General features: G+C 56.1%; 17 protein-coding genes. 6 read left to right on the top strand and 11 right to left on the bottom strand.

What is annotated here, in order from left to right:
• Positions 1-93 precede the first annotated feature (93 nt).
• Both ACN0XM_RS09300 and ACN0XM_RS09295 read left to right on the top strand, forming a co-directional pair.
• Positions 94-447 carry a hypothetical protein gene (locus tag ACN0XM_RS09300; RefSeq protein ID WP_417566662.1) on the top strand — a complete coding sequence of 118 codons (354 nt, stop codon included), beginning with the start codon at positions 94-96 and terminating at the stop codon, positions 445-447.
• Between the two features lie 54 nt (positions 448-501).
• Positions 502-813 carry a hypothetical protein gene (locus ACN0XM_RS09295; RefSeq protein WP_417566661.1) on the top strand — a complete coding sequence of 104 codons (312 nt, stop codon included), beginning with the start codon at positions 502-504 and terminating at the stop codon, positions 811-813.
• Here ACN0XM_RS09295 and ACN0XM_RS09290 read toward each other — a convergent pair.
• The 4 genes from ACN0XM_RS09290 to ACN0XM_RS09275 form a co-directional block, all read right to left on the bottom strand.
• On the bottom strand, positions 806-1,375 hold the full coding sequence (locus tag ACN0XM_RS09290) for a hypothetical protein (protein WP_417567076.1): 570 nt from the start codon (positions 1,373-1,375) through the stop codon (positions 806-808). The two genes, ACN0XM_RS09295 and ACN0XM_RS09290, sit on opposite strands and share 8 nt — an antisense overlap.
• A 157-nt stretch (positions 1,376-1,532) precedes the next feature.
• A complete protein-coding gene (locus ACN0XM_RS09285) occupies positions 1,533-2,999 on the bottom strand; it encodes a PhnE/PtxC family ABC transporter permease (RefSeq protein ID WP_417566660.1) in 1,467 nt (488 codons plus the stop codon).
• 16 nt (positions 3,000-3,015) lie between these two features.
• Positions 3,016-3,666 carry a phosphonate ABC transporter ATP-binding protein gene (locus ACN0XM_RS09280; RefSeq protein WP_417566659.1) on the bottom strand — a complete coding sequence of 217 codons (651 nt, stop codon included), beginning with the start codon at positions 3,664-3,666 and terminating at the stop codon, positions 3,016-3,018.
• Positions 3,666-4,541 (bottom strand): putative selenate ABC transporter substrate-binding protein, encoded by an 876-nt coding sequence (locus tag ACN0XM_RS09275; protein ID WP_417566658.1) that lies wholly within the window; start codon positions 4,539-4,541, stop codon positions 3,666-3,668. Before ACN0XM_RS09275 ends, ACN0XM_RS09280 begins: the two co-directional genes overlap by 1 nt.
• 202 nt (positions 4,542-4,743) lie before the next feature.
• Here ACN0XM_RS09275 and senB point away from each other — a divergent pair, with 202 nt between their 5' ends.
• Complete coding sequence (gene senB, locus ACN0XM_RS09270; protein ID WP_417566657.1) at positions 4,744-5,718, top strand: selenoneine biosynthesis selenosugar synthase SenB; 975 nt, start codon at positions 4,744-4,746, stop codon at positions 5,716-5,718.
• Here senB and selD read toward each other — a convergent pair.
• The 5 genes from selD to ACN0XM_RS09245 form a co-directional block, all read right to left on the bottom strand.
• Positions 5,715-7,991, bottom strand: a complete 2,277-nt coding sequence (gene selD, locus ACN0XM_RS09265) for a selenide, water dikinase SelD (RefSeq protein WP_417566656.1) — start codon at positions 7,989-7,991, stop codon at positions 5,715-5,717. The two genes, senB and selD, sit on opposite strands and share 4 nt — an antisense overlap.
• The gene (locus ACN0XM_RS09260) at positions 7,991-8,644 is read right to left on the bottom strand and encodes a helix-hairpin-helix domain-containing protein (RefSeq protein ID WP_417566655.1); all 654 of its coding nucleotides are present in this window, start codon (positions 8,642-8,644) and stop codon (positions 7,991-7,993) included. Before ACN0XM_RS09260 ends, selD begins: the two co-directional genes overlap by 1 nt.
• A 41-nt stretch (positions 8,645-8,685) precedes the next feature.
• Positions 8,686-9,084, bottom strand: coding sequence for a hypothetical protein (locus tag ACN0XM_RS09255; RefSeq protein ID WP_417566654.1), 399 nt, complete (start codon positions 9,082-9,084; stop codon positions 8,686-8,688).
• A 173-nt stretch (positions 9,085-9,257) separates the two neighbouring features.
• Positions 9,258-10,778: a GNAT family N-acetyltransferase gene (locus tag ACN0XM_RS09250; RefSeq protein ID WP_417566653.1), complete on the bottom strand. Its 1,521-nt coding sequence runs from the start codon at positions 10,776-10,778 to the stop codon at positions 9,258-9,260.
• A 124-nt stretch (positions 10,779-10,902) separates the two neighbouring features.
• Positions 10,903-11,841 (bottom strand): hypothetical protein, encoded by a 939-nt coding sequence (locus ACN0XM_RS09245; protein WP_417566652.1) that lies wholly within the window; start codon positions 11,839-11,841, stop codon positions 10,903-10,905.
• A 189-nt stretch (positions 11,842-12,030) separates the two neighbouring features.
• Between ACN0XM_RS09245 and ACN0XM_RS09240 the strand changes: the two genes are divergently transcribed.
• The gene (locus tag ACN0XM_RS09240) at positions 12,031-12,585 is read left to right on the top strand and encodes a PaaI family thioesterase (RefSeq protein ID WP_417566651.1); all 555 of its coding nucleotides are present in this window, start codon (positions 12,031-12,033) and stop codon (positions 12,583-12,585) included.
• Positions 12,586-12,588: 3 nt separating this feature from the next.
• On the opposite strand, the gene recQ is transcribed toward ACN0XM_RS09240, so the two are convergent.
• A complete protein-coding gene (gene recQ, locus ACN0XM_RS09235; RefSeq protein ID WP_417566650.1) occupies positions 12,589-14,457 on the bottom strand; it encodes a DNA helicase RecQ in 1,869 nt (622 codons plus the stop codon).
• 217 nt (positions 14,458-14,674) lie between these two features.
• Here recQ and ACN0XM_RS09230 point away from each other — a divergent pair, with 217 nt between their 5' ends.
• Positions 14,675-15,871 carry a 1-acyl-sn-glycerol-3-phosphate acyltransferase gene (locus ACN0XM_RS09230; protein WP_417567075.1) on the top strand — a complete coding sequence of 399 codons (1,197 nt, stop codon included), beginning with the start codon at positions 14,675-14,677 and terminating at the stop codon, positions 15,869-15,871.
• A 36-nt stretch (positions 15,872-15,907) separates the two neighbouring features.
• Positions 15,908-16,567 (top strand): alpha/beta hydrolase, encoded by a 660-nt coding sequence (locus tag ACN0XM_RS09225; RefSeq protein WP_417566649.1) that lies wholly within the window; start codon positions 15,908-15,910, stop codon positions 16,565-16,567.
• A gap of 18 nt (positions 16,568-16,585) precedes the next feature.
• On the opposite strand, the gene glgP is transcribed toward ACN0XM_RS09225, so the two are convergent.
• The gene (gene glgP, locus ACN0XM_RS09220) at positions 16,586-19,138 is read right to left on the bottom strand and encodes an alpha-glucan family phosphorylase (RefSeq protein ID WP_417566648.1); all 2,553 of its coding nucleotides are present in this window, start codon (positions 19,136-19,138) and stop codon (positions 16,586-16,588) included.
• Positions 19,139-19,171: the final 33 nt, after the last annotated feature.

Here is a 19,171-nt window from a genome sequence, read left to right as displayed (position 1 = left end):
TTGATCCTGGGTTTGATTGCGGCAGTGGTCTTTGGCCCGCGAATGCTGGGAACTGCCGTTGACGGCGATAAACGAAGCGGGAGCGGTCAAACCATGGCCGAGTGCGATCTGCTCGCTGGGCCCTGCCAGTGGACCACCCAGGCCGGCCAGTGGGAAGCGGTCATAGATACGGTTGGCGAGGGTGAGCAGGGTACGGAATACCAGCTCACGGTTATCACACCGGAGCATCCTGAGCGGTTTCTGGCGGTGCTGAGGGGCGAATCCATGTACATGGGCGAGTACCCGGTGCCTCTGGGCAACCGCACTGGAAACGGGTATTCCGCAATCTTTACCGCGCCTTTTTGCACGGTGGACACCACCATGACCTGGCGTGTGGATCTGCAGCAGGGCCAGGAGCCAATTCGTGATATTCCGCTAAAGCTGGTATTTCAGGCTGAACCGCGCTGACAAGCAGTCGGGATTGTGTAAAATGACGAAATCGCCAATGTCAGGAACCACGTGATGGATTACGGAGATAGCGTTCAGAAGGTACTTCTCAGAAAAATCCGCAAGGCCGAGCAGGACCTGATCCAGCTGAAACTCGATTATTGCCGTTTTGTTTTCGGGCTCACTCACCGGGCGAAGGTACTTGCCGGCGGTGTGAGCTACGTTGTGCGGTCTGTGGATGTAGACAGCATGGCCAATACCGATGACGGCGGGTTCACACTCCCCGAGATTACCGGTACAAGGGCAGATGAACAGGACCACGCCGATCCGGTAGCCCTGGGCACTGACTGGGTGCTTGAAACAACTGCTCGGCAAGCCACTAAATAAACGCGTTGGCGGTAATGGCCTCGTAGAGGCTCGACGCCGGCGGCACGTAGTGATTGTCCCGCCAGAATTCGGAACCGTCCAAGCCCGACCGGAAGCAGGCTAGCAATATCGTGCTTCCGGTTAATGTGCACATCACCTGGAGGGCTTGAGCTTGCCGGGTGCCGGTTCTCCGGCTGACAATCTGGGCGACTACCCCAGCGAGTGCCTCGGAATGCCGGATGGATGGGGCGCTGAGTGCGCATCCGGCCCCGTACAACCACGCCACGGCATAGTCACGCACGGTTTCCGGTGCCGCAGATAGTTCCAATCCGTTCACCCGGCAATCCCGCTCTTGCAAACCGGCAAGGATATGCAGCTGGGTAATCAGTTGGGCACGGTCTGATACAGGTCTGCGCGAACTCTTCTCGAATCCCGACCGGGCAACGATGCAGGGGACGCTGATGCCGGAAGGAGAGGTGTAGTTAAAAGGTTCGGCGCGCACCAGCGCCGACATTCGGAAAGCCAGTAGAAGCAGCAGTGCCAGCAGGCCCGCCTGAGTAAGAACAATCAACCCATCAACCATGGTCACCAGAACTCTGAATGTTGCATACGGTGACTGCATTGTAACGGTATGTATCTGCTCAATGCCGCCGACCCGTCGCCAAAACGGACTCGGAATTGACTCAAATGACGGAACTGTGACGGGGATCGCAGCAGGAATTCGGTAAAAAGAGGGTCGGCTAGCAGGTTGGCATGGTCTGCAGAGCCAGCTTCCTTCGAATGTAACGACCCAGGGTATCAATGCCGATGTTCAGTAGGGCGGTAATCAGGATCAGGACCATGGCCCGGTCGAAGCGGATGTTCTGGATGGCACTGTCGACATAGAAGCCGAGCGTGTAGATACCCAGAATGCCCAGAATCGCGGTTTCCCGCATAATGATTTCCCACCGGTAGAACAGAAACGCAAGGAATGACCGGTAGACCCGCGGAACCAGCTCCCAACTGTAACGGTTGAAACCCCTGGGCGCATCCGGGCGCAGGCGTATGGTGTTGGTCTGGCGGCCAATCAGGTGGCCGATGATGCCGCCGTTGTGAAGCGCCAGTGCCACGACCGCCGGCAGCATGGAAGGCCCCCAGAGCTGAAGGAGAATATAGGCGAGGATGTATTCCGGTGTAGATCGCGCGATTACGAGAAAAACGTGCCCTGACGTGCGCCGTACCGGGCCGCCGAAGTGATTGGAGATCAGCGGGAAGGCAAGAAGTGTCAGTATGCCCGTGGCCACCAGGGCAATCTGGGTAAGAATCACGGTGTTCCAGATGCCGGGCAGGGCCTCGTTGACCATCAGGTCACTCAACCAGGGCAGCAGCCCTGCCAGTCCTTCGCCGTCCCGCAGCGGAGCGGGCACGATATCCTGGGTAAAGAAGCGGGCAACATTGCCCCACACGATAGGCAGCCCTTCACCCAGAAAGAAAGGGGCACCAAGAACATAGACCGGCAAAAGCTTTGGTCTTACCCAAAGCGGCATGGTCGCGATCAAAACGTAAAACAGAATCAGCATTGCCCCGGCATCGGAGTAGAGTCCCTGGGAGAACGACGATTCCAGGTAAAAGCCGAGTGTGGGCAGGCCGACAAACCCGAGAATGGCGCTGGAACGAAGGCCGCATTCCAGACGGTAGGCTGTATAAGTCCGCAGCTGTACCCAGCAATCGGGAATCCGGGTGTAGAGAAACGCCACGATAACCCCGGTGCGTGGCGGCAGCAGGTGACCGGGCTCCGGGTTCACCTCATCCAGGATCTCGGAATAGACCTTGGCGAAAATCCCCGCGTAGGGAATGGCAATGGCCAACACACCTGTGAGTGGGTGGAAACCGAAAAACTGAAGGAAAATAAGCGCCCAGAAAAGCTCATGGATTGCCCGGATAAAGGCACAGAAAATCCGGACCGGCAGGAAGCGGTAGACCAGCGACAGTAAAAATCCGCACACGCTGCCCAGTGCCACCCCCACAAAGGCAAAAGCGACGGTTCTCAGTAGCGCGGTCATCAGGCCTTCGCTGCTGAAGAAATTCGGAGTGATCACGCCAAGGAAAAAGTTCCCGAGATCCCGCCAGGGATTTGATGCGGTTATGGCAATGTCGGCAAAGAGTAGCGAAAACAGGGCTACGGCGACAAATATCAGGCTGGTGCGAACCGTCGGGGAAGAGAGCATGAAACTGGCCGGTTCCCTAATAGAGAGACATGATGTCTGATGCCGTCAGGCGATCACTGGTTTCGTCCAGGGCAACCTGTCCGTCCTGGATTCCGACGATCCGGTTGCAGTATTTCAGTGCCATTTCGACGTCGTGAAGTGCGACCACGCTCGTGGCAAACCGCTCTGTGAGAAGCTCCATGACCAGGTGAGCCATGGGACCGTCGAGGGCGGAAATTGGCTCGTCAGCAAGCAACACCGGCGCATTGCGATACAGCGCCCGGGCAATGGCAACGCGCTGGCGCTGGCCTCCGGAGAGAGACGCGGTAGGCATCCAGAGCTTTTCCGACATGCCAAGCTCTTTCAGCAGTTTGCGAACCTCGTCGCGGTTCCGGGCAAACGGGCGTATCAGGGTAACGGTACTGTACCAGGTGGGGTGTTTGTCCAGTTGGCCCATAAACACGTTATGGAACACCGGCAATGCATTCACCAGGCCCAGATCCTGGGGTACCAGGGAGGACTCGCGATTAACGCGCTCGTGAATCAAACGCATGAGCGTGGACTTGCCGGCGCCGCTCTTGCCAACCAGAGCGACCTTTTCACCTTCTTTGACTCTCAGGGAGAGCGGGCCAATAACCCGCTCACCGCCGAAAGAGGCCGTAAGGCCAGTTAGGTCAAAGCCTGACATCAATCGAGGATTCCGATCTCTTCCGCCGTCTTCCGAATAGGCTCGTAATCATCGTTGGATGCAGGAATGAAGCCGGAGCGGGGGAAGCTCTCAAGCAACTTCTGATCGTCCAGGTTCAGAAGAGCTTCGGTAACGCGCTGCTTGAAGCCATCACCGAAACGTTCGTCGACATCACCGCGGATTGTCCACTGGTAGTCCGGGTAGGCCGGGGTCGTCCAGATAACCTGAACTGCGTCGGTGTCAATATTGCCGTCGGCCAGTTCTTTCTCCCAGACCTGGAAATTGAGGGCACCTACTTCATAAGTACCGGCCTCCACAAGGCGCAGGGTACGGGTATGGTTGCCACTGAAGCCAACACGGGAGAAAAAGTCTTCTGGCTCGGCTCCAAATACGTCCCGGATATAGAATTCGGGCATCAGGCGTCCGGAGGTAGAGCCCTTGGAGCCAAAGGTAAAGGTTTTACCCCGGAGTTCGTCTTCCAGCGAGGAGAGCTCATCCGCAGGCTTGATACCCGTGCTGGTATTGGCAATGAAGTAGGTTTCAAACGCCTGGTCTTCCACACCCTGGGCGATTGCTTCGGATCCGGGTACCAGGCGACGGGCCTGAACACCGGAAAGCCCGCCAAACCAGGCCAGCTGAACCTGATTGTTACGGAACGCAGAAACCGCTGCAGCATAGGATTTAACAGGAATGTAGCGGACTTCTACATCAAGCTCATTGGAGAGGTAATCGGCAACACCTTTGAAGCGCTCTACCAGTTTGGTTTCATCCTCATCGGGAATGGCTGTGAACACGAAGGTTTCAGCGGACGCCGATGCAGCGGTAAGACAGAAAAGACTGGAAATCATCAATTTCCGTATAAGATTAAGAGCCATAGGAGTTCCTTGAATTGCCAGACAGTTTGTATTTGCTACTTTTGGATTTGCAACGACGGAAGTCAACGATTCCCGGTGTTTGCAGGATACCTTGATTTACCTTAACTCTGAACAGCTATACGATTTGCGGGTTTAATTGGCTCAGGGCCCGGCGCCAAATTTCTCACTCCTTCAGTCCCAAGCGAATGCCATGAAAATAATAATGATTACTCCAGCAGAGCCTGGATCAAAAGCGGGTAACCGAGCCACGGCAGAGCGCTGGAAACTGCTGCTGGAGAAGGCCGGGCATAGTGTCTCTGTGGTTACGCAATACCACGGCGAGGCTTGTGATGCGTTCATCGCTCTTCACGCCTGGCGCAGCGTAGGAGCGATTCGCCGGTTTCGACAGTCTTGGCCGGACAAACCCTTGATCGTCGCGTTGACCGGAACCGACATCTATTTGCATCAGCAGGAGTTTCCGGAAGACACGCTTTGCTCCATGGAGGAGGCAGACGCGCTGATCGGGCTGCATGAGCTGGTCGCCGAAGATATACCCACCCGATTCGTCGGCAAACTGGTGACGCTCTACCAGTCAGCGGTGGGGCCTGAAGCCTATCCGTTACCGCAGCCTGCGCAGGCGAGAGCCGGGTTTGGTGTGTGTGTGATTGGTCACCTGAGAGAGGAAAAGGATTCCCTGCGAGCGGCCTATGCGGCGAGGCTGCTTCCGGGCGATTCAAGGATACAAGTCTGGTGTGCAGGCAAACCCCATAGCGACGACTGGCAGAGGATGGCCGAGCAGGAAATGGAACAGAACCCCCGCTTCCAATGGTTGGGCGAGCTGGAGCAAGATGAAATTCAGCAGCTGATGGCCAACAGTCAGCTGATGGTGATCAGTTCAGTGATGGAAGGCGGAGCCAATGTTGTCTCCGAGGCTTGCCGGGCTGGCCTGCCAGTGATTGCTTCGGACATTCCCGGTAATGTCGGATTGCTTGGTCGCGACTACCCCGGCTATTTTGCTGTGAAGGATGAGCGGGCCCTGGCCGACCTGCTGTACCGTGCAGAACAGCATCCGGATTTCCTCGCGACCCTGAAAACGCAGGTCAGTAAACTGGAGGGGCGCTTTGTGCCAGAAGCAGAACAGGCCTCTCTGGAGCAGGCGCTGAACCTTGCGTTACAGCGCTGCTCAGAGAGGGTTTAATCCCGAAGGGAAATGGGCTCAATGGGTCCACTTTCGTCCTGAGCGATGACGCGGCCAACGATGGCTGTGTGGGGGTATCCAAGAGCCTTCAGCTCCCGGACGCACTCAGCAGCCTTGTCAGCAGCGACACTGGCGAGCAAGCCACCCGCAGTCTGAGGATCAAAAATCAACGGATACCGGGGATGATCCACCCATTTTTCCTGATCACGGATCCCGCGACGCAACCGGATGTTGGCCGGCTGCAGGGAGCTCAGAATGCCCGCGGCTGCGGTTTCCTCGGCGCCCGGCAACACCGGAATGGCAGACAGGTCCAGCTCCGCATCGACCCCTGAGGGCTTGGTCATTTCCACCAGGTGCCCGAGCAGACCAAACCCGGTCACATCGGTGCAGGCTTTGGAACCGAACTTCCGCAGACAATCCGCTGCAGCCTTGTTGGACTGAACCATTGAGGCCAGGGCAGAGTCGATCCAGCGACCTTTGGCCGCTAGCCGGGCATGGGCGGCAAACAACGTTCCGGTACCGATCGGCTTGGTGAGGATCAGCGCATCGCCGGCTTTGAGCCCACCCTTGCTCATCACGTCTTCCGGGTCGATCAGGCCATTTACCGCAAAGCCAAGTGCCAGCTCCTTGCCTTCACCGGTATGGCCGCCCACCAGGGCACAGCCAGCCTCATTCAGAACTTCCACAGCGCCAGACATCATCTGGTACACCACGTCTTCAACCTTGGATTCAATGCCGTAGGGCACGGTGGCGACCGCCGTAGCACTCTGGGCTTCCGCGCCCATGGCAAAGACATCGCCAAGGCTATGGTTGGCAGCCACCTTGCCAAATATGTAGGGATCGTCAATAAAGGCCCGAAAGAAGTCCACGGTATGAACCACCGCTTTGCCCGGCGGTACCTTGAGAACCGCCGCATCATCCGGAGCGTGGAGGCCGATAAGGATGTCGTCTCTTTCGATGGGCTTGAGTTCGCCCAAGGCCCGGGAAAGCACGGTGCTACCGACTTTGGCGCCACAACCGCCACAGCGCATGGCCACCGCCGAAATGGCTTGAGAGGCTTCCTCAGCGTTTTGGGCGGCGGCCGTATCCGGAAGTTTCGATGTTTCCTCCATGGGGGGCAAGTTGTTGAATTTTTTCATGAACCGGCGGTCAATCCAGTCCTTCCAGCGCCACACCCAGGCGCCGTCAAACTGACGGTCACCACGGGACGCCACCGCATATTTGTCGCCGGTGCTTATCAACGCCAACCATTTCTTCTGCGGGTGAAAATCTCTGGGGTCTTTGCCGGTTGCCAGGCGTTTGAGGTTGTCCGCGAGGGGAGGGCCTTGCCGCACCGCAAACACTCCCGCCTTCTCCCGGGGGTGGTTGGTTACATTGGCGATATCGCCGGCAGCAAAAATACTGTCGTCGTTCTCTACCTGCAAGGTGTCTCGAACCCGCAGGAAAAGGCCATCGTCCAGGGCCAGGCCCGTATCCTTGAGCCATTCCGGGCCACCGGCGCGGGTCACCCAGAGTACCTCGTCGATTTGCAGTGTTTCGCCGGATTCTGCCACCAGCAGGTTTCGCTCGACTTTGGTGACCGGTGAACCAAGATGAACTTTTACGCCCCGTTCAGACAGCGTTTTCCGGAATACTTCCCGAACCTTCGAGTTGTGGGTGGGGAGAATTTCGTCTGCAGCGTCAAAGAGGTGAAAATGCAGCTGATCGGGGTCCTTGCCCCGCTGGTGCAATTCGTTCTTGAGGCGGAACTGCATAGCCAGCGTCAGTTCAACGCCGCCAGCGCCGGCGCCCACCACGGCCACGGTGAGAGGCCCTTCGTGGTTTTCGATACGGGAGAGCAGGGCGAGCCAGCGGTTGTTGAAGCCGGTAATCGGCTTAACCGGAACTGCATAATCTGAAGCACCTTCCACGTCATTGACCCGGGGCGACGAGCCAATATTGATGGAGAGAATATCGTAAGGCACATCGGGCCGGCCGCGGCAGGTAACCCGCTTGCGATCCCGGTCGATGCCCGTGGCCTCAGCCCGGTAGAAACGGGCTGAGGCATACTCCGCCAGTCGGCTCAGGTCGATGTGGACATCGTCGTAGCTGTAATGCCCCGCAACATAACCGGGTAACATGCCGGAGTAGGGGGTGTGAGTGTCTCGGCAAATGAGCGTAAGACGCACGCCGGGGACTGGGTTCATCGCGAACCGTTTCAGTACCCCGACGTGGCTGTGCCCGCCGCCAATTAGGACTATGTCCCGTAAAACAGGCTGGTCAGGCGTGCGCATCAGTTAATTTTTTTGGCTTCAGCCGTCAGCTGGCTGTATCCCTTGATGTTTGCAAAAGCCTTCAGCTTTTCCTGGTCTGCCTCCGAAGGGTTCGCAATCTGGTCGATGGAGGTGATGCCCGCATCCTTCATCTTTTTAGCGGTCGCCGGCCCAATACCCTTGACCAGGGTGAGATCGCTCTTATCCACCGGCTTCGCGGCCTTGGAGGCAGGTGCTTTCCTGGCAGCGGGCTTTTTGGCGGCAGGTTTGCTGGCAGCTGCTTTTGATTTCGAGGGCGCCTTGGTGGTCTTCTTCGGCACGGCATCTTTGGCTGCGGTTTTGGCTTCCTTGCTGACTTCATCGGTCAGCTTCTTCACTTCTTCACCCGCCTCTTTGGAGGCAACGCCAAGACGCTCAAGGATGCTGCTCTGCAGCTCATGGAATTCGTTAAGGCGACGCTCAAATTCCTCGTGGAAACGCTTCATTTCGCGGTCACGCAGCTCGTCAATTTCTTTCAGCAGTTTGCGCACCGGTTCCTGAACCTGATTTTGCAGGCTGTCGAATTGCTTCAATGCATCGTTGACAAGGCCTTCAATCTGAGAAGAAGTCTTTTCAAACTCCTTATTGACCTTTTTGACGATCTTATCAACGTTCTGTTTGGCTTTCTTCGCCATGTAATGTCTCCTTACAGACAGGTTTCAACAAACAATCAGAATCAGGCCATTTGCCGGAAACCCGGTATGGAGCCTGAGGAACGACGTGATTTGAGCGACTGCTTTTTGGAAAGTACTTCCCGGATCCTGCGAAGTTTCTCAGCGGGGGATGAATTTCCTTTGGAATCAAATTCCACGAAATCGACGGAATAAAAATAGTTGCTGCAATGCTTTCTGCGCTCGGTCACCAGACCAGACAGACCCTCGGCGCGAATCTCTTCAAAGGGCATATCCATGACCAGATCCAGCACCAGGGTATCGCCCGGATTGAACACCTTGTCGGTTTTCATGACGCACCCGTAGCCATCTAATTCATAAACAGAGGCTTCGACAAGCTCCTTTCTGAAAAGGCCCTGCCTGACTCTGAAGTGGGCGACAAGATCCGGCAATGCTTCGTTCATGAATTCGGGTTCTCTGGTGATGTCCGTATCCACAGCGACCTGCCTCATTGGGAGGCAGGCTGGATATTGATTAAACAATAGACACTGACTTTTGGTTTTGCAACGCCATCAGTGCCATACGATGGACCCCTAAGGCAGTTTTTCAAAAGCCTGGCCGGGCAGTCCGGGCCAAATCACTTGTTTTTGAGTTCGTACATATCAACACGACGGTCCTTCAGGTTTGTGACGGACCCTTCATTACGCACCAGTTTAAGCTTTTCGAGATCCATGTCCGAGAACATGATCATCTCGGTATTCGGCGTTGTCTCTGCCATTACCGCATCGTGGGGGAAGGCAAAGTCAGAAGGCGAGAATACGGAGGATTGGGCATACTGGACGTCCAGGTTCTCAACTTTCGGCAGGTTACCGACACTGCCGGTAATCACCACATAACACTCGTTTTCGATTGCCCGGGCCTGAGCACAGTGGCGAACACGGAGATAACCGTTCTTGGTATCCGTCCAGAAGGGCACGAGGATAATGTCCACCTCCTGGGCAGCTGCCATACGACCCAGCTCCGGAAACTCGATATCGTAGCAGATCATGATCGCGACCCGGCCCGCGTCGGTTTCGAATACATTGAACTCGTTGCCACCCTCAATAACCCAGTCACGGCGCTCGTGGGGCGTGATGTGGATTTTGCGCTGCTCGTCCACCCGACCATCACGGTGGCACAGATACGAGACGTTATATACTCGGTCGTTTTCAATCAGCGGCATGGAGCCCGTGATGATGTTTATGTTGTAACTGACTGCCATTTCCGACATTTCTTCCCGGAACTGCTGGGTAAACCCGGCCAGAAAGCGTATGGCCCGGGTCTGGTCCATCTGATCAGTCAGGCCCATCAGCGGCGCGTTAAAAAATTCCGGGAACAGGGCGAAGTCACTCTTGTAATCAGACAGCGCGTCAACGAAGTACTCCACCTGTTTCAGCACCTCCTCCACGGAGGTGAACTCACGCATCTGCCACTGAACCGCGCCCAGGCGAACCTGAGTCTTTTTAACATTCAGAATTGACGAGGGCGGAGTGTACAGAATATTTCGCCACTCAAGCAGCGTGGCATAGCCGAGGGATTTTTCATCCTCAGGAAGGTATTTGTGCATGAGCCGGGTAACCTGGAAATCGTTCGAGAGTTGGAAGCTCAGGATCGGATCGTAGATTTCCTTGCGGTCTACCCGCTGAATGTATTCTTCTGGTGAGTACTGCTCGGCGTACTTGAAATAGTTCGGGATACGGCCGCCTGCGAGAATTGCCCGCAGGTTCATGGAGCGGCAGAGCTCTTTGCGAGCTTCGTAGAGCCGACGACCAAGGCGATAACCGCGGTAATCCGGGTGAATGAACACATCCAGTCCGTACAGGGAATCTCCATTGGCATTGTGCCAGATCTTTTCGTTCCGGAGGATCAGGTCGTCGTATGTGTGGGGGTTGCTGAACCGTTCGTACTTCACGAGTACGGTCAATGCGACCGCTACCAGCTCCCCGCTCTCCTCAATACAGATCTGCCCGTCCGGGAACTGCTCAACCAGTGCCTTGATGGTTTCCTTGGGCCAGGCGCCTCCGATGTCATCGTAGACTCGGTCCATCAGCTTCTGGAGCTGGTCATAGTCCTCAAGTTTCAGATTCCGGAGGTTAAGATGCAGTTCTTCATGGGCCATTCAGTTGGGCTCCCGTTTAAATAAAAAGAGAAAAAAAGGGCGGTGACCCCAATACTCTGAAAGTTTATCAGAAGCCGTTAAAGACTTCGCATAACAGGCCGAAACAGGAATTAATAGCTGTTACTCAGCGACTGAGAATGTCCAGGCGCCGGCGCAGATTGTTCAGTGTCTGACGACCGACATAGCGTGATTCTTCGCTGAGGAAGGGATTCTCCAGCGTAATCAAAAAACGCTTGTCCAGGTCCAGAGCTTCAATCGCACGTCCGTAGTAGGTTTTGAGGAACTGGCCGAAACTGCCATCGTGAATCGCCCGTTCAAGCCCCAATTGCAGGCGGTGCGCAGTTTGCTGATCTTGGGGGCCGACAAAAAGGTAAGACGGCATGGGGTAAGCGATCAGCAGGTTTGGTTCGATCAGCAGGTCGGGATCCTGCTCAATTTCCAGATCGTACATAACCTCACTCACGCCTCGCGCAAAACATTCGAAACGCTTATTTCGCAACATTCCAAAAAGAATCTCGTAACGGGAATGGGTTATCACCGGAATACCATTGGCTTGCAGCACCGGCGTGTCCGGCCAGTGAGAGCCCTGGCCAATGCGGATGTTGCTTTGTTGCAGATCCTGCAAGTTATGGATACCTTCAAATAGCGGAAGTGATTCCGGCAGAACCACGCACACCCGAAAACCCAGCAATCCGCCATCAACGGGGATAGGAACCGCAGTAAGGAAATTCTCCCGTTCGTCGGATGTGGCGACGTTGGCGATATCGACCAGCCGCGACTGGCCATCATTCAGCTCCCGAAGCACCCGCCCCTGGCTGAGCTCTTCACTGCGGATAAGCGTAAAATCGCCGTACTCCGACGTTTTATTCAATGCCAGCTCAACCAGTGCCCGGATGGCGGGGCTGTCGTAATTCCGGTACCACAGAATGTAATCGCGACTGTTGTCCTGGCCCGTCGCCGCCGGCACCGGCATTGCCAGCATGCAGAGAATCAGGGTAGCGAGACGGAGAGTGGTTGGCCGGAATTCGGAGCGGAATTTGAAGGACCCAAGATAACGTTCCAAATCAGAAGTCCTTTCTTAATCCGGGAGAAGGCGGGCCGACCTGTGATTGTTATATATGCGGCCACTAGACACTTTAGAACAGAAATTCAAAAATAAACCGGATTATCATCAAAAAGAATTGTAAAAGATTCTTGCGATCGGTGAGTCCCGTTGCAATCATCGGCAACGATTCAATGACGGAGCACAGTGATGGCGCTTATTGACAACCTGATTGGTGCGACCGGCCAATGGGTAGCTAGTACAAACCCCAAAGCCACCCTGGCCAGCCCGCTGGCCTGGCTCAAGAAAACCGGTGGTTATGCGGCAGTTAACAGGATCATCGGGTTTTCCATTCCTTTTGCACCGCGTAACGGTTTCAGCGTAGAGGAAGTGGGGCCGGGTTATGTTCGGGCCAGAATTCGTTTGAAGGGCAACAAAAACCATTTTGGCAGCCTCTATGCCGGTGCCTATTTTCTGGTCGCCGAGATCCCTGGTGGCGTCCTTGCGCTGTTTGACCTGGGCCCCTCCTATACACCGATCCTCAAAGAAATGACCCTGCAATTCCTGCAGCCGGCCAATTCTGACGTAACGGTGGAGTTCTCACTGGAACCGGAAACCGTAGCAGCCATTCTCGCCGATGCCGATGAAACGGGCCGTGCAAAATTTACTCTGGAAGGAAAGCTGATGGATCAGGAAGGCAACCACGTTGCCACATCCATCGCACACTATCGGGTGAGGAAGAAAGGCTTCAAGGCCGAAGCCTGAAACTCAGGCCTGGTCCAGCCCTGCAATTGTGTCCAGGAATATCTTGCCGTACTTTTCAAGCTTAGCCGCGCCCACACCACTGACTTCCGCAAGCTCCTCAAGCGTGCGGGGCTTGCGCTCCAGCATGCCGAACAAGGTGGTGTCATGGAAGATCACGTAGGGAGGAACACCCTGTTTGTCCGCTAGAGCCTTGCGGCAGGCTCGCAGGGCTTCCCAGCCGGCTTGGTCGGTGATTTGGTCTTTTACCGGCGAACTGGCGCGGCCGCCGGAGGCACGACTTGTTGTCTTCTTGACCGCCGGATCTTTTCGCAGCTCGATTGTATGCTTGCCCTTCAGCAAGGGGCGGCACTGTTCGGTTAGCTGTAACGCGCCGTAGCCGTCCGGATCTGCCCGAAGGTATCCATTTGCCACCAACTGCCTGAACACCGACTTCCATTCGCTGACACCAAGCTCGGTTCCGATCCCGTAGGTCGATACCTGATGGTGTCCGGACTGCAGAATGCGCTCGTTTTCAGAGCCTCGCAGTACATCAATGAGGTAGGTCACACCAAACCGCTGGCCTGTGCGGAAGACGCACGAAAGTGCTTTCTGCACGGCAACGGTGCCGTCCCAGGTCTCTGGGGGATTCAGGCAGGTATCGCAGTTTCCACAAGGTTCATCCAGTTCGTCGCCGAAGTAGCGGAGAAGCACCTGTCGGCGGCAACTGGTGACTTCACAAAGGCCCAGCATTGCATCCAGCTTCTGGCGTTCTACCCGTTTGAACTGGTCGTTGCCCTGGGAACCCTCAAGCATCTGTCGCAATTTGATCACATCCTGCAGACCGTAAACCATCCAGGCGGTGGAGGGCTTGCCGTCACGCCCCGCCCGACCGGTCTCCTGATAGTACGCTTCAAGGCTTTTGGGCAGGTCCAGGTGGGCAACAAAACGCACATCGGGCTTATCGATGCCCATGCCGAATGCAATGGTCGCAACGATGATAACGCCATCTTCCCGCAGGAACCGTTCCTGGTGGTGTGCCCGCTGCTCGGCAGCAAGTCCGGCGTGGTAGGGCAGCGCCGTGTAGCCCTTCTGGGCCAGGGTTTTGGCCGTGGCATCAACCTTATTGCGGGAAAGGCAGTAAACAATACCGCAATCACCTTCGTGTTCTGCTTTAATAAAGTCCAGTAACTGCTTGTTTGCATTTGTCTTTGGCGAAATACGGTACTGAATGTTCGGGCGGTCAAAGCCGCTGACAAAGTGCTTTGCGGTGGTCAGCGACAGCCGTTCTGCAATCTCCTTGCGGGTACGCTCATCGGCAGTTGCAGTCAGGGCTATCCGGGGGATGCCGGGGAAAGTCTCTGCCAGCATGCTCAGTTGCAGGTAATCGGAGCGGAAATCGTGCCCCCACTGGGAGACACAGTGGGCCTCGTCAATGGCAAACAGGGCGATGGAGGCGTTGTGCAGCAGTTCAATAGTGCGTGGCTGTATCAGTCGCTCCGGGGCGCAATACAGCAGATCCAGTTCGCCAGTCATCAATGCGTATTCGGTGGCGCGGGCCTGCTCGAAATCCATGGTGGAGTTAAGGAAGGCCGCCTTTACACCCAGTTCCTTCAGGGCCATGACCTGGTCCTGCATCAATGCGATCAAGGGCGAAATGACGATAGCCGTTCCCGACCGAACCAGGGCAGGCACTTGATAGCAAAGAGATTTACCACCCCCCGTGGGCATCAGTACCAGGGCATCCCGGCCTTCCGATACTTCCCGGATAATGTCACCCTGCAGCGGCCGGAAGGTCTCGTAACCGAAGACTTCGTGCAGAACCTGTTCCGGATCCCTGCCTGAGGTGGTGGGGCGCTCGGTGGAAAGCTGTTCGAAATCCTGATCAAGATACATAGGGTGACCGGTTAGTCGGCAAGGAGCCGGTGTTTTGGTGCGGATTAAATGCCCTGTTCGGCGCGGTGGCCAATGATACCAGATTAACCCTGTCGATTGGCCAGCAAACCGGGCGCCCGGATGGAGGCAAAGTAGTGGAAGAAACGCTACAATACCGCGTTTTTGAACCACCGGTTCACGCCACACTGTGACAGACACTGACAATAACAGGGCTTCCATGCAGGAATTTGATGCCATCCGTCCCTATTCGGACGAAGAAACCGGCGCTGCCATCAACCGACTTCTCAACGACCGGGAATTTCTGGATATGGTCGGTCGCTTCAAGTCACCGACCCTGGCCCAGTGGGCACCTGCCGTGTTGCGGGTATTTACCCGCCGCTGGCTTGGCAGGCATTTCGGGCACTACAGTCGTGTTGATGATTTGCAGGCAGGGCTCTCTGGTTATGTTGGTGATCTGGTGGACAGCACCACCACACGGGTGACCACCAGTGGCCTGGAAAACCTCAGTAAACACAGCGCCCATCTGTTCATCTCAAACCACCGGGACATCGTCTTCGACCCAATGGTGGTGAACTATCTGCTGTTTCAGAACGGTTTTCACACCACCAGGATCGCCATTGGCGACAACCTGTTATCCAACCGCGTTTTTGCCGAAATGATGCGACTGAACAAGAGTTTCGTGGTGCGCCGAAATATGACCAGCCCGCGGGAAATGCGGGATGCTTACATCACGCTTTCCGGCTTCATCAACCACAGCATTGACACCAACTGCAGCATCTGGATTGCACAACGAGAGGGCCGCGCGAAGGATGGTCTTGATTTCACTGATCCAGCCATCATCAAGATGTTTTATATGAGCCGCAAAAAGAGCGGGCTCAGTTTCGCCGAGGCCATGAACCGGCTGCACATCGTTCCTGTCTCAATTGCCTACGAGTACGACCCCTGCGACGCCGACAAGGCCCAGGAGCTGGAAACCCGGTCCCGCACCGGCGAATACATCAAGCGGGAAGGTGAGGATACTGATCAGATCATGAAAGGTCTGACCGGCTTCAAAGGGCATGTGCATGTGCATTTCGGTGCCCCCATCCATGATGCACCGGAGAACCCGAAGGACCTTGCGGCTCGGATAGACCGGGAAATGCACGCCAACTATCACCTTCATGCCTCGAATCTGGTGGCGTATCAGCAACGTGGACTTCACCCTGAGGCCCACGCCACACCCGATACCGTTAGTGATGCCGTGGTTACTGCCGAGACCTGGTCGCCCGCTGAAATGGAAGCAGCCGAGGCAGAGATGGAGCGGCGTCTGAATGCCTGCGACTCCGCGATTCGACCCTACCTGCTGGATATGTATGCCAATCCTGTGGTGACGGCCCTTGAAGCCAACGCCGAGAAGGCTGACGGTTCAAAATGACCCGGCTTTACATTTTTTCTGACACGAGGTAGCCCAGTGCAAGATCTTAGATATATTGAACTTGAGACCGGAGAGAACCCAACAGCGGCCGTCATATGGCTCCATGGCCTTGGTGCCAGCGGACACGATTTTGAACCGGTTGTGCCGGAGCTGGGCCTGCCGGAGGACGCGGCGGTGCGATTTATTTTTCCTCACGCCCCCAACCTGCCAGTTACCATCAACGGTGGAATGACCATGCCGGCCTGGTACGACATCAAGGCCATGGACATCGACCGGGTGGTGGATACTGAACAGCTGATGGCCTCGGCCAAGGCTGTCGGCAGGCTGGTGGAACGGGAAATCGAAAAGGGCATTCCCGCCAACCGGATTATCATTGCCGGCTTCTCCCAGGGCGGGGCGGTTGCCTATGAACTGGGGCTCAGCTACCCCCAACGTCTGGGTGGCATTCTTGCATTATCGACCTATTTTGCCACGGCGGCGACCGTTCAGCGCTCCGACGCAAACGCCGATGTTCCCATCAGTGTTTACCACGGCACCTTTGATCCGGTGGTTCCGGAATCACTAGGTGTGCGAAGTGTCGAAACCCTGAAAGAGATGGGATATGCCCCCACGTATCAGACCTTCCCTATGGAACACAGTGTGTGCCTTGAGGAAGTTTTGGATATCGGTCGCTTCATCCGCCGTCACGTCCTTTAAGGCCTGCCATGCCCGGGCTTAGACCCAGAGCATGGCGCCCATTTCCAGGGGGTGGGTTAACGCTTCGTGATGCGGGTACATCCGCAACCTGAGGGTCTGGAGCCCAGGATATGGAGGCTGGACCCGAGTAGAAAATACCGTTCTGCCATCCGCTTCACTTTCTTTTTCAAGAAAGAAGCTGTCTGGGCCTGGGTTTTTGTGGGTTCCCGTGCATTCCGGACTGACCAGGCACTCGACCCGGACATCGTCAGGGCTCAGACCATTGAGTACCGCCTCTACACGAAGCTCGACAGTGTCATTGTGCGGGCAGTGCGACTCGACACAGCCCATCACGAGCAATTCAACGCCCGGCCACGCCTCCCGAACCTTTGCCTTCCAGTTCGCCAGCCCGGTGGCCACTTTGCCATCGTCGGCCATCAGCAGGGCTCCCTGGCTTGAAGCTGGCTGATAATAATTGGTGACATAATCCATCACCATGCGCTGGCTGTTGAATCTGGGCGTAATGGTTTTCATGGATGCCTTGGAACGCTTGACCCAGCCCATGGAGAACCCCTGGGAGGCCCGTTCGTAGTAGAGCGGAACCACCTCGAATTCCAGAAGATCCAACAGGTCCCGGGCTTCCTCTTCGTTGCGGAATTCGGCATCCAGCTCGGTGTCCCTGGGAGAAATCCCCCAGCCGTTCTTGCCGTCATAGCCTTCCCCCCACCAGCCATCCAGTATGCTGAGGTTCAAAGCACCGTTTAGCGCAGCCTTTTCACCTGAGGTCCCACTGGCCTCCTTAGGGTATTCCGGCGTGTTGAGCCAGACATCCACGCCACTGAGCAGGCGTCTCGCCATGGCCTGATCGTAATCCTCCAGCAGGATCAGATGCCCCATAAGTGAGGAATTCATGGACAGATCGTGAATCACCTTGATCAGGCGTTGGCCGGGCTTGTCCTGAGGATGGGCCTTGCCGGCGAAAACCAGAACGACAGGGCGATCCGGATTGGTGAGAATGCGCTCCAGCCGATCAAGATCGGAGAAGATCAGAGTCGCACGTTTGTAGGTCGCAAACCGCCGGGCAAAGCCAATCACCAGGGTGTCTTTTTCTGAAGAAATTAGCTGCCGGGTCATCCTGTTGGTCACAGAATGCCCGGTTCCGTTGCGTTTGTGCTGTCGCCTCAAGCGACGAACAATAAATTCACCCATCTGTTGCTTGAGGGCTTTATGCACGCTCCAGTAGTGATAATCCGGAATCTGGTCAATGAATTCCCAGAACTGCTGGTTTCTCAGCTCACTTTTCCAGGTCGGCGCCTGGATATCGAACAGGCTTGACCATTCCGGTGCCAGAAAGGTGGGGACATGCACGCCGTTGGTGATGTAACCAAGGGGGTTTTCTTCCGCCGGCACCTGAGGCCAGATATCCCCCTCCATCTGGGAGGCAACACTACCGTGGATGCGACTAACCCCGTTATGGAAGCGTGAGCCTCGCAGACCCAGGCTGGTCATATTGAATGTGTCACCGTCCGCTTTGGCGCCGAGTGCAAACACCGTTTCAAAGTCCAGCCCGGACTCCTCAAGGTAACGACCCATGGCATGGTGTACAAGATCCCTCGGAAAGATGTCGTGGCCGGCGGCAACAGGCGTATGAGTGGTAAACAGGGTGGCCCCGGCGACGGCTTCCAGGGCCGCTTCGAAAGTCAGTCCGGAGGCCATGGTGTGTCGGCAACGCTCGAGGATTTGAAATGCCGCGTGGCCCTCATTGATGTGCCACACCGTTGGTTTCAGATCTAGCGCCTCAAGGACCCGAGTGCCACCAATGCCCAGGAGCATCTCCTGACTGATTCGGGTGGACGAGTCGCCTCCGTATAGCTGAAGGGTCAGTTCCTGGTCTTCGGGGCTGTTTTCTTCCGTGTGGCTATCCAACAGGTATAACCGTATATGCCCGACCCGGGCTTCCCAGACCCGAGCCACAACGTTGCGACCCGGGAAGGGTACGGACACCTTCAGAACTTCTCCATTCTTTTCCACCGGCGTTATCGGCAACTCATCACTGGAATGCGACTTGTACCGGGCGATTTGTTGACCCAGGGGGCCGATACTCTGGATGAAGTATCCTTGCTGATATAACAGGCCCACGGCAACAAAGGGCAACGCCAGATCACTGGCGGCCTTGCAGTGGTCACCGGCCAGAATGCCCAGCCCCCCCGAGTAAATGGGAAAGCTCTCATGAAAGCCAAACTCCGCGCAGAAATATGCAACCAACGCCTTTTCCGGATCCAGCTGTTCGGTAACCTCCGGTCCGGGACCGGCCTCCAGGTAGGCATCATAACTGCTCAGTACCCGGCGATACTCGGCCAGGAATGCCCGGTCTTCCGACGCCTCGTCGAGCCGGTTCTGGGCGACACGACGCAGAAATAGCTTGGGGTTATGCTCAACTTTCTGCCAGAGCCGAAGATCAATTCTGGCAAACAGGCTGCGAACACCGTGATCCCAACTGTAAAACAGATCGTTGGCCAGTTCTTCAAGACGCTCCAGAGCATCGGGAATAAAAGGGTAAGCCTCAAGTCGGAATTGCGTTGCTTTATGCATGTTGATTGCCTCCAGGCGGGCACACGCTCGCAC

Origin of the sequence: Marinobacter sp. (assembly GCF_048269445.1) — a bacterium.
Classification (GTDB): Bacteria; Pseudomonadota; Gammaproteobacteria; order Pseudomonadales; family Oleiphilaceae; genus Marinobacter.
Note: the sequence above shows the minus strand (reverse complement) of the source record. Positions and strands in the feature narration are given on the sequence as shown.

Bases quoted from the DNA above. Each gene is read 5' to 3' on its own strand.
- ACN0XM_RS09285 (WP_417566660.1), bottom strand. From the start codon at position 2,999: ATGCTCTCTTCCCCGACGGTTCGCACCAGCCTGATATTTGTCGCCGTA.
- ACN0XM_RS09280 (WP_417566659.1), bottom strand. From the start codon at position 3,666: ATGTCAGGCTTTGACCTAACTGGCCTTACGGCCTCTTTCGGCGGTGAG.
- ACN0XM_RS09295 (WP_417566661.1), top strand. From the start codon at position 502: ATGGATTACGGAGATAGCGTTCAGAAGGTACTTCTCAGAAAAATCCGC.
- recQ (WP_417566650.1), bottom strand. From the start codon at position 14,457: ATGTATCTTGATCAGGATTTCGAACAGCTTTCCACCGAGCGCCCCACC.
- ACN0XM_RS09275 (WP_417566658.1), bottom strand. From the start codon at position 4,541: ATGGCTCTTAATCTTATACGGAAATTGATGATTTCCAGTCTTTTCTGT.
- selD (WP_417566656.1), bottom strand. From the start codon at position 7,991: ATGCGCACGCCTGACCAGCCTGTTTTACGGGACATAGTCCTAATTGGC.
- ACN0XM_RS09250 (WP_417566653.1), bottom strand. From the start codon at position 10,778: ATGGCCCATGAAGAACTGCATCTTAACCTCCGGAATCTGAAACTTGAG.
- ACN0XM_RS09260 (WP_417566655.1), bottom strand. From the start codon at position 8,644: ATGGCGAAGAAAGCCAAACAGAACGTTGATAAGATCGTCAAAAAGGTC.
- ACN0XM_RS09300 (WP_417566662.1), top strand. From the start codon at position 94: ATGGCCGAGTGCGATCTGCTCGCTGGGCCCTGCCAGTGGACCACCCAG.
- ACN0XM_RS09230 (WP_417567075.1), top strand. From the start codon at position 14,675: ATGCAGGAATTTGATGCCATCCGTCCCTATTCGGACGAAGAAACCGGC.
- senB (WP_417566657.1), top strand. From the start codon at position 4,744: ATGATTACTCCAGCAGAGCCTGGATCAAAAGCGGGTAACCGAGCCACG.
- ACN0XM_RS09240 (WP_417566651.1), top strand. From the start codon at position 12,031: ATGGCGCTTATTGACAACCTGATTGGTGCGACCGGCCAATGGGTAGCT.
- ACN0XM_RS09290 (WP_417567076.1), bottom strand. From the start codon at position 1,375: ATGGTTGATGGGTTGATTGTTCTTACTCAGGCGGGCCTGCTGGCACTG.
- ACN0XM_RS09255 (WP_417566654.1), bottom strand. From the start codon at position 9,084: ATGAACGAAGCATTGCCGGATCTTGTCGCCCACTTCAGAGTCAGGCAG.
- glgP (WP_417566648.1), bottom strand. From the start codon at position 19,138: ATGCATAAAGCAACGCAATTCCGACTTGAGGCTTACCCTTTTATTCCC.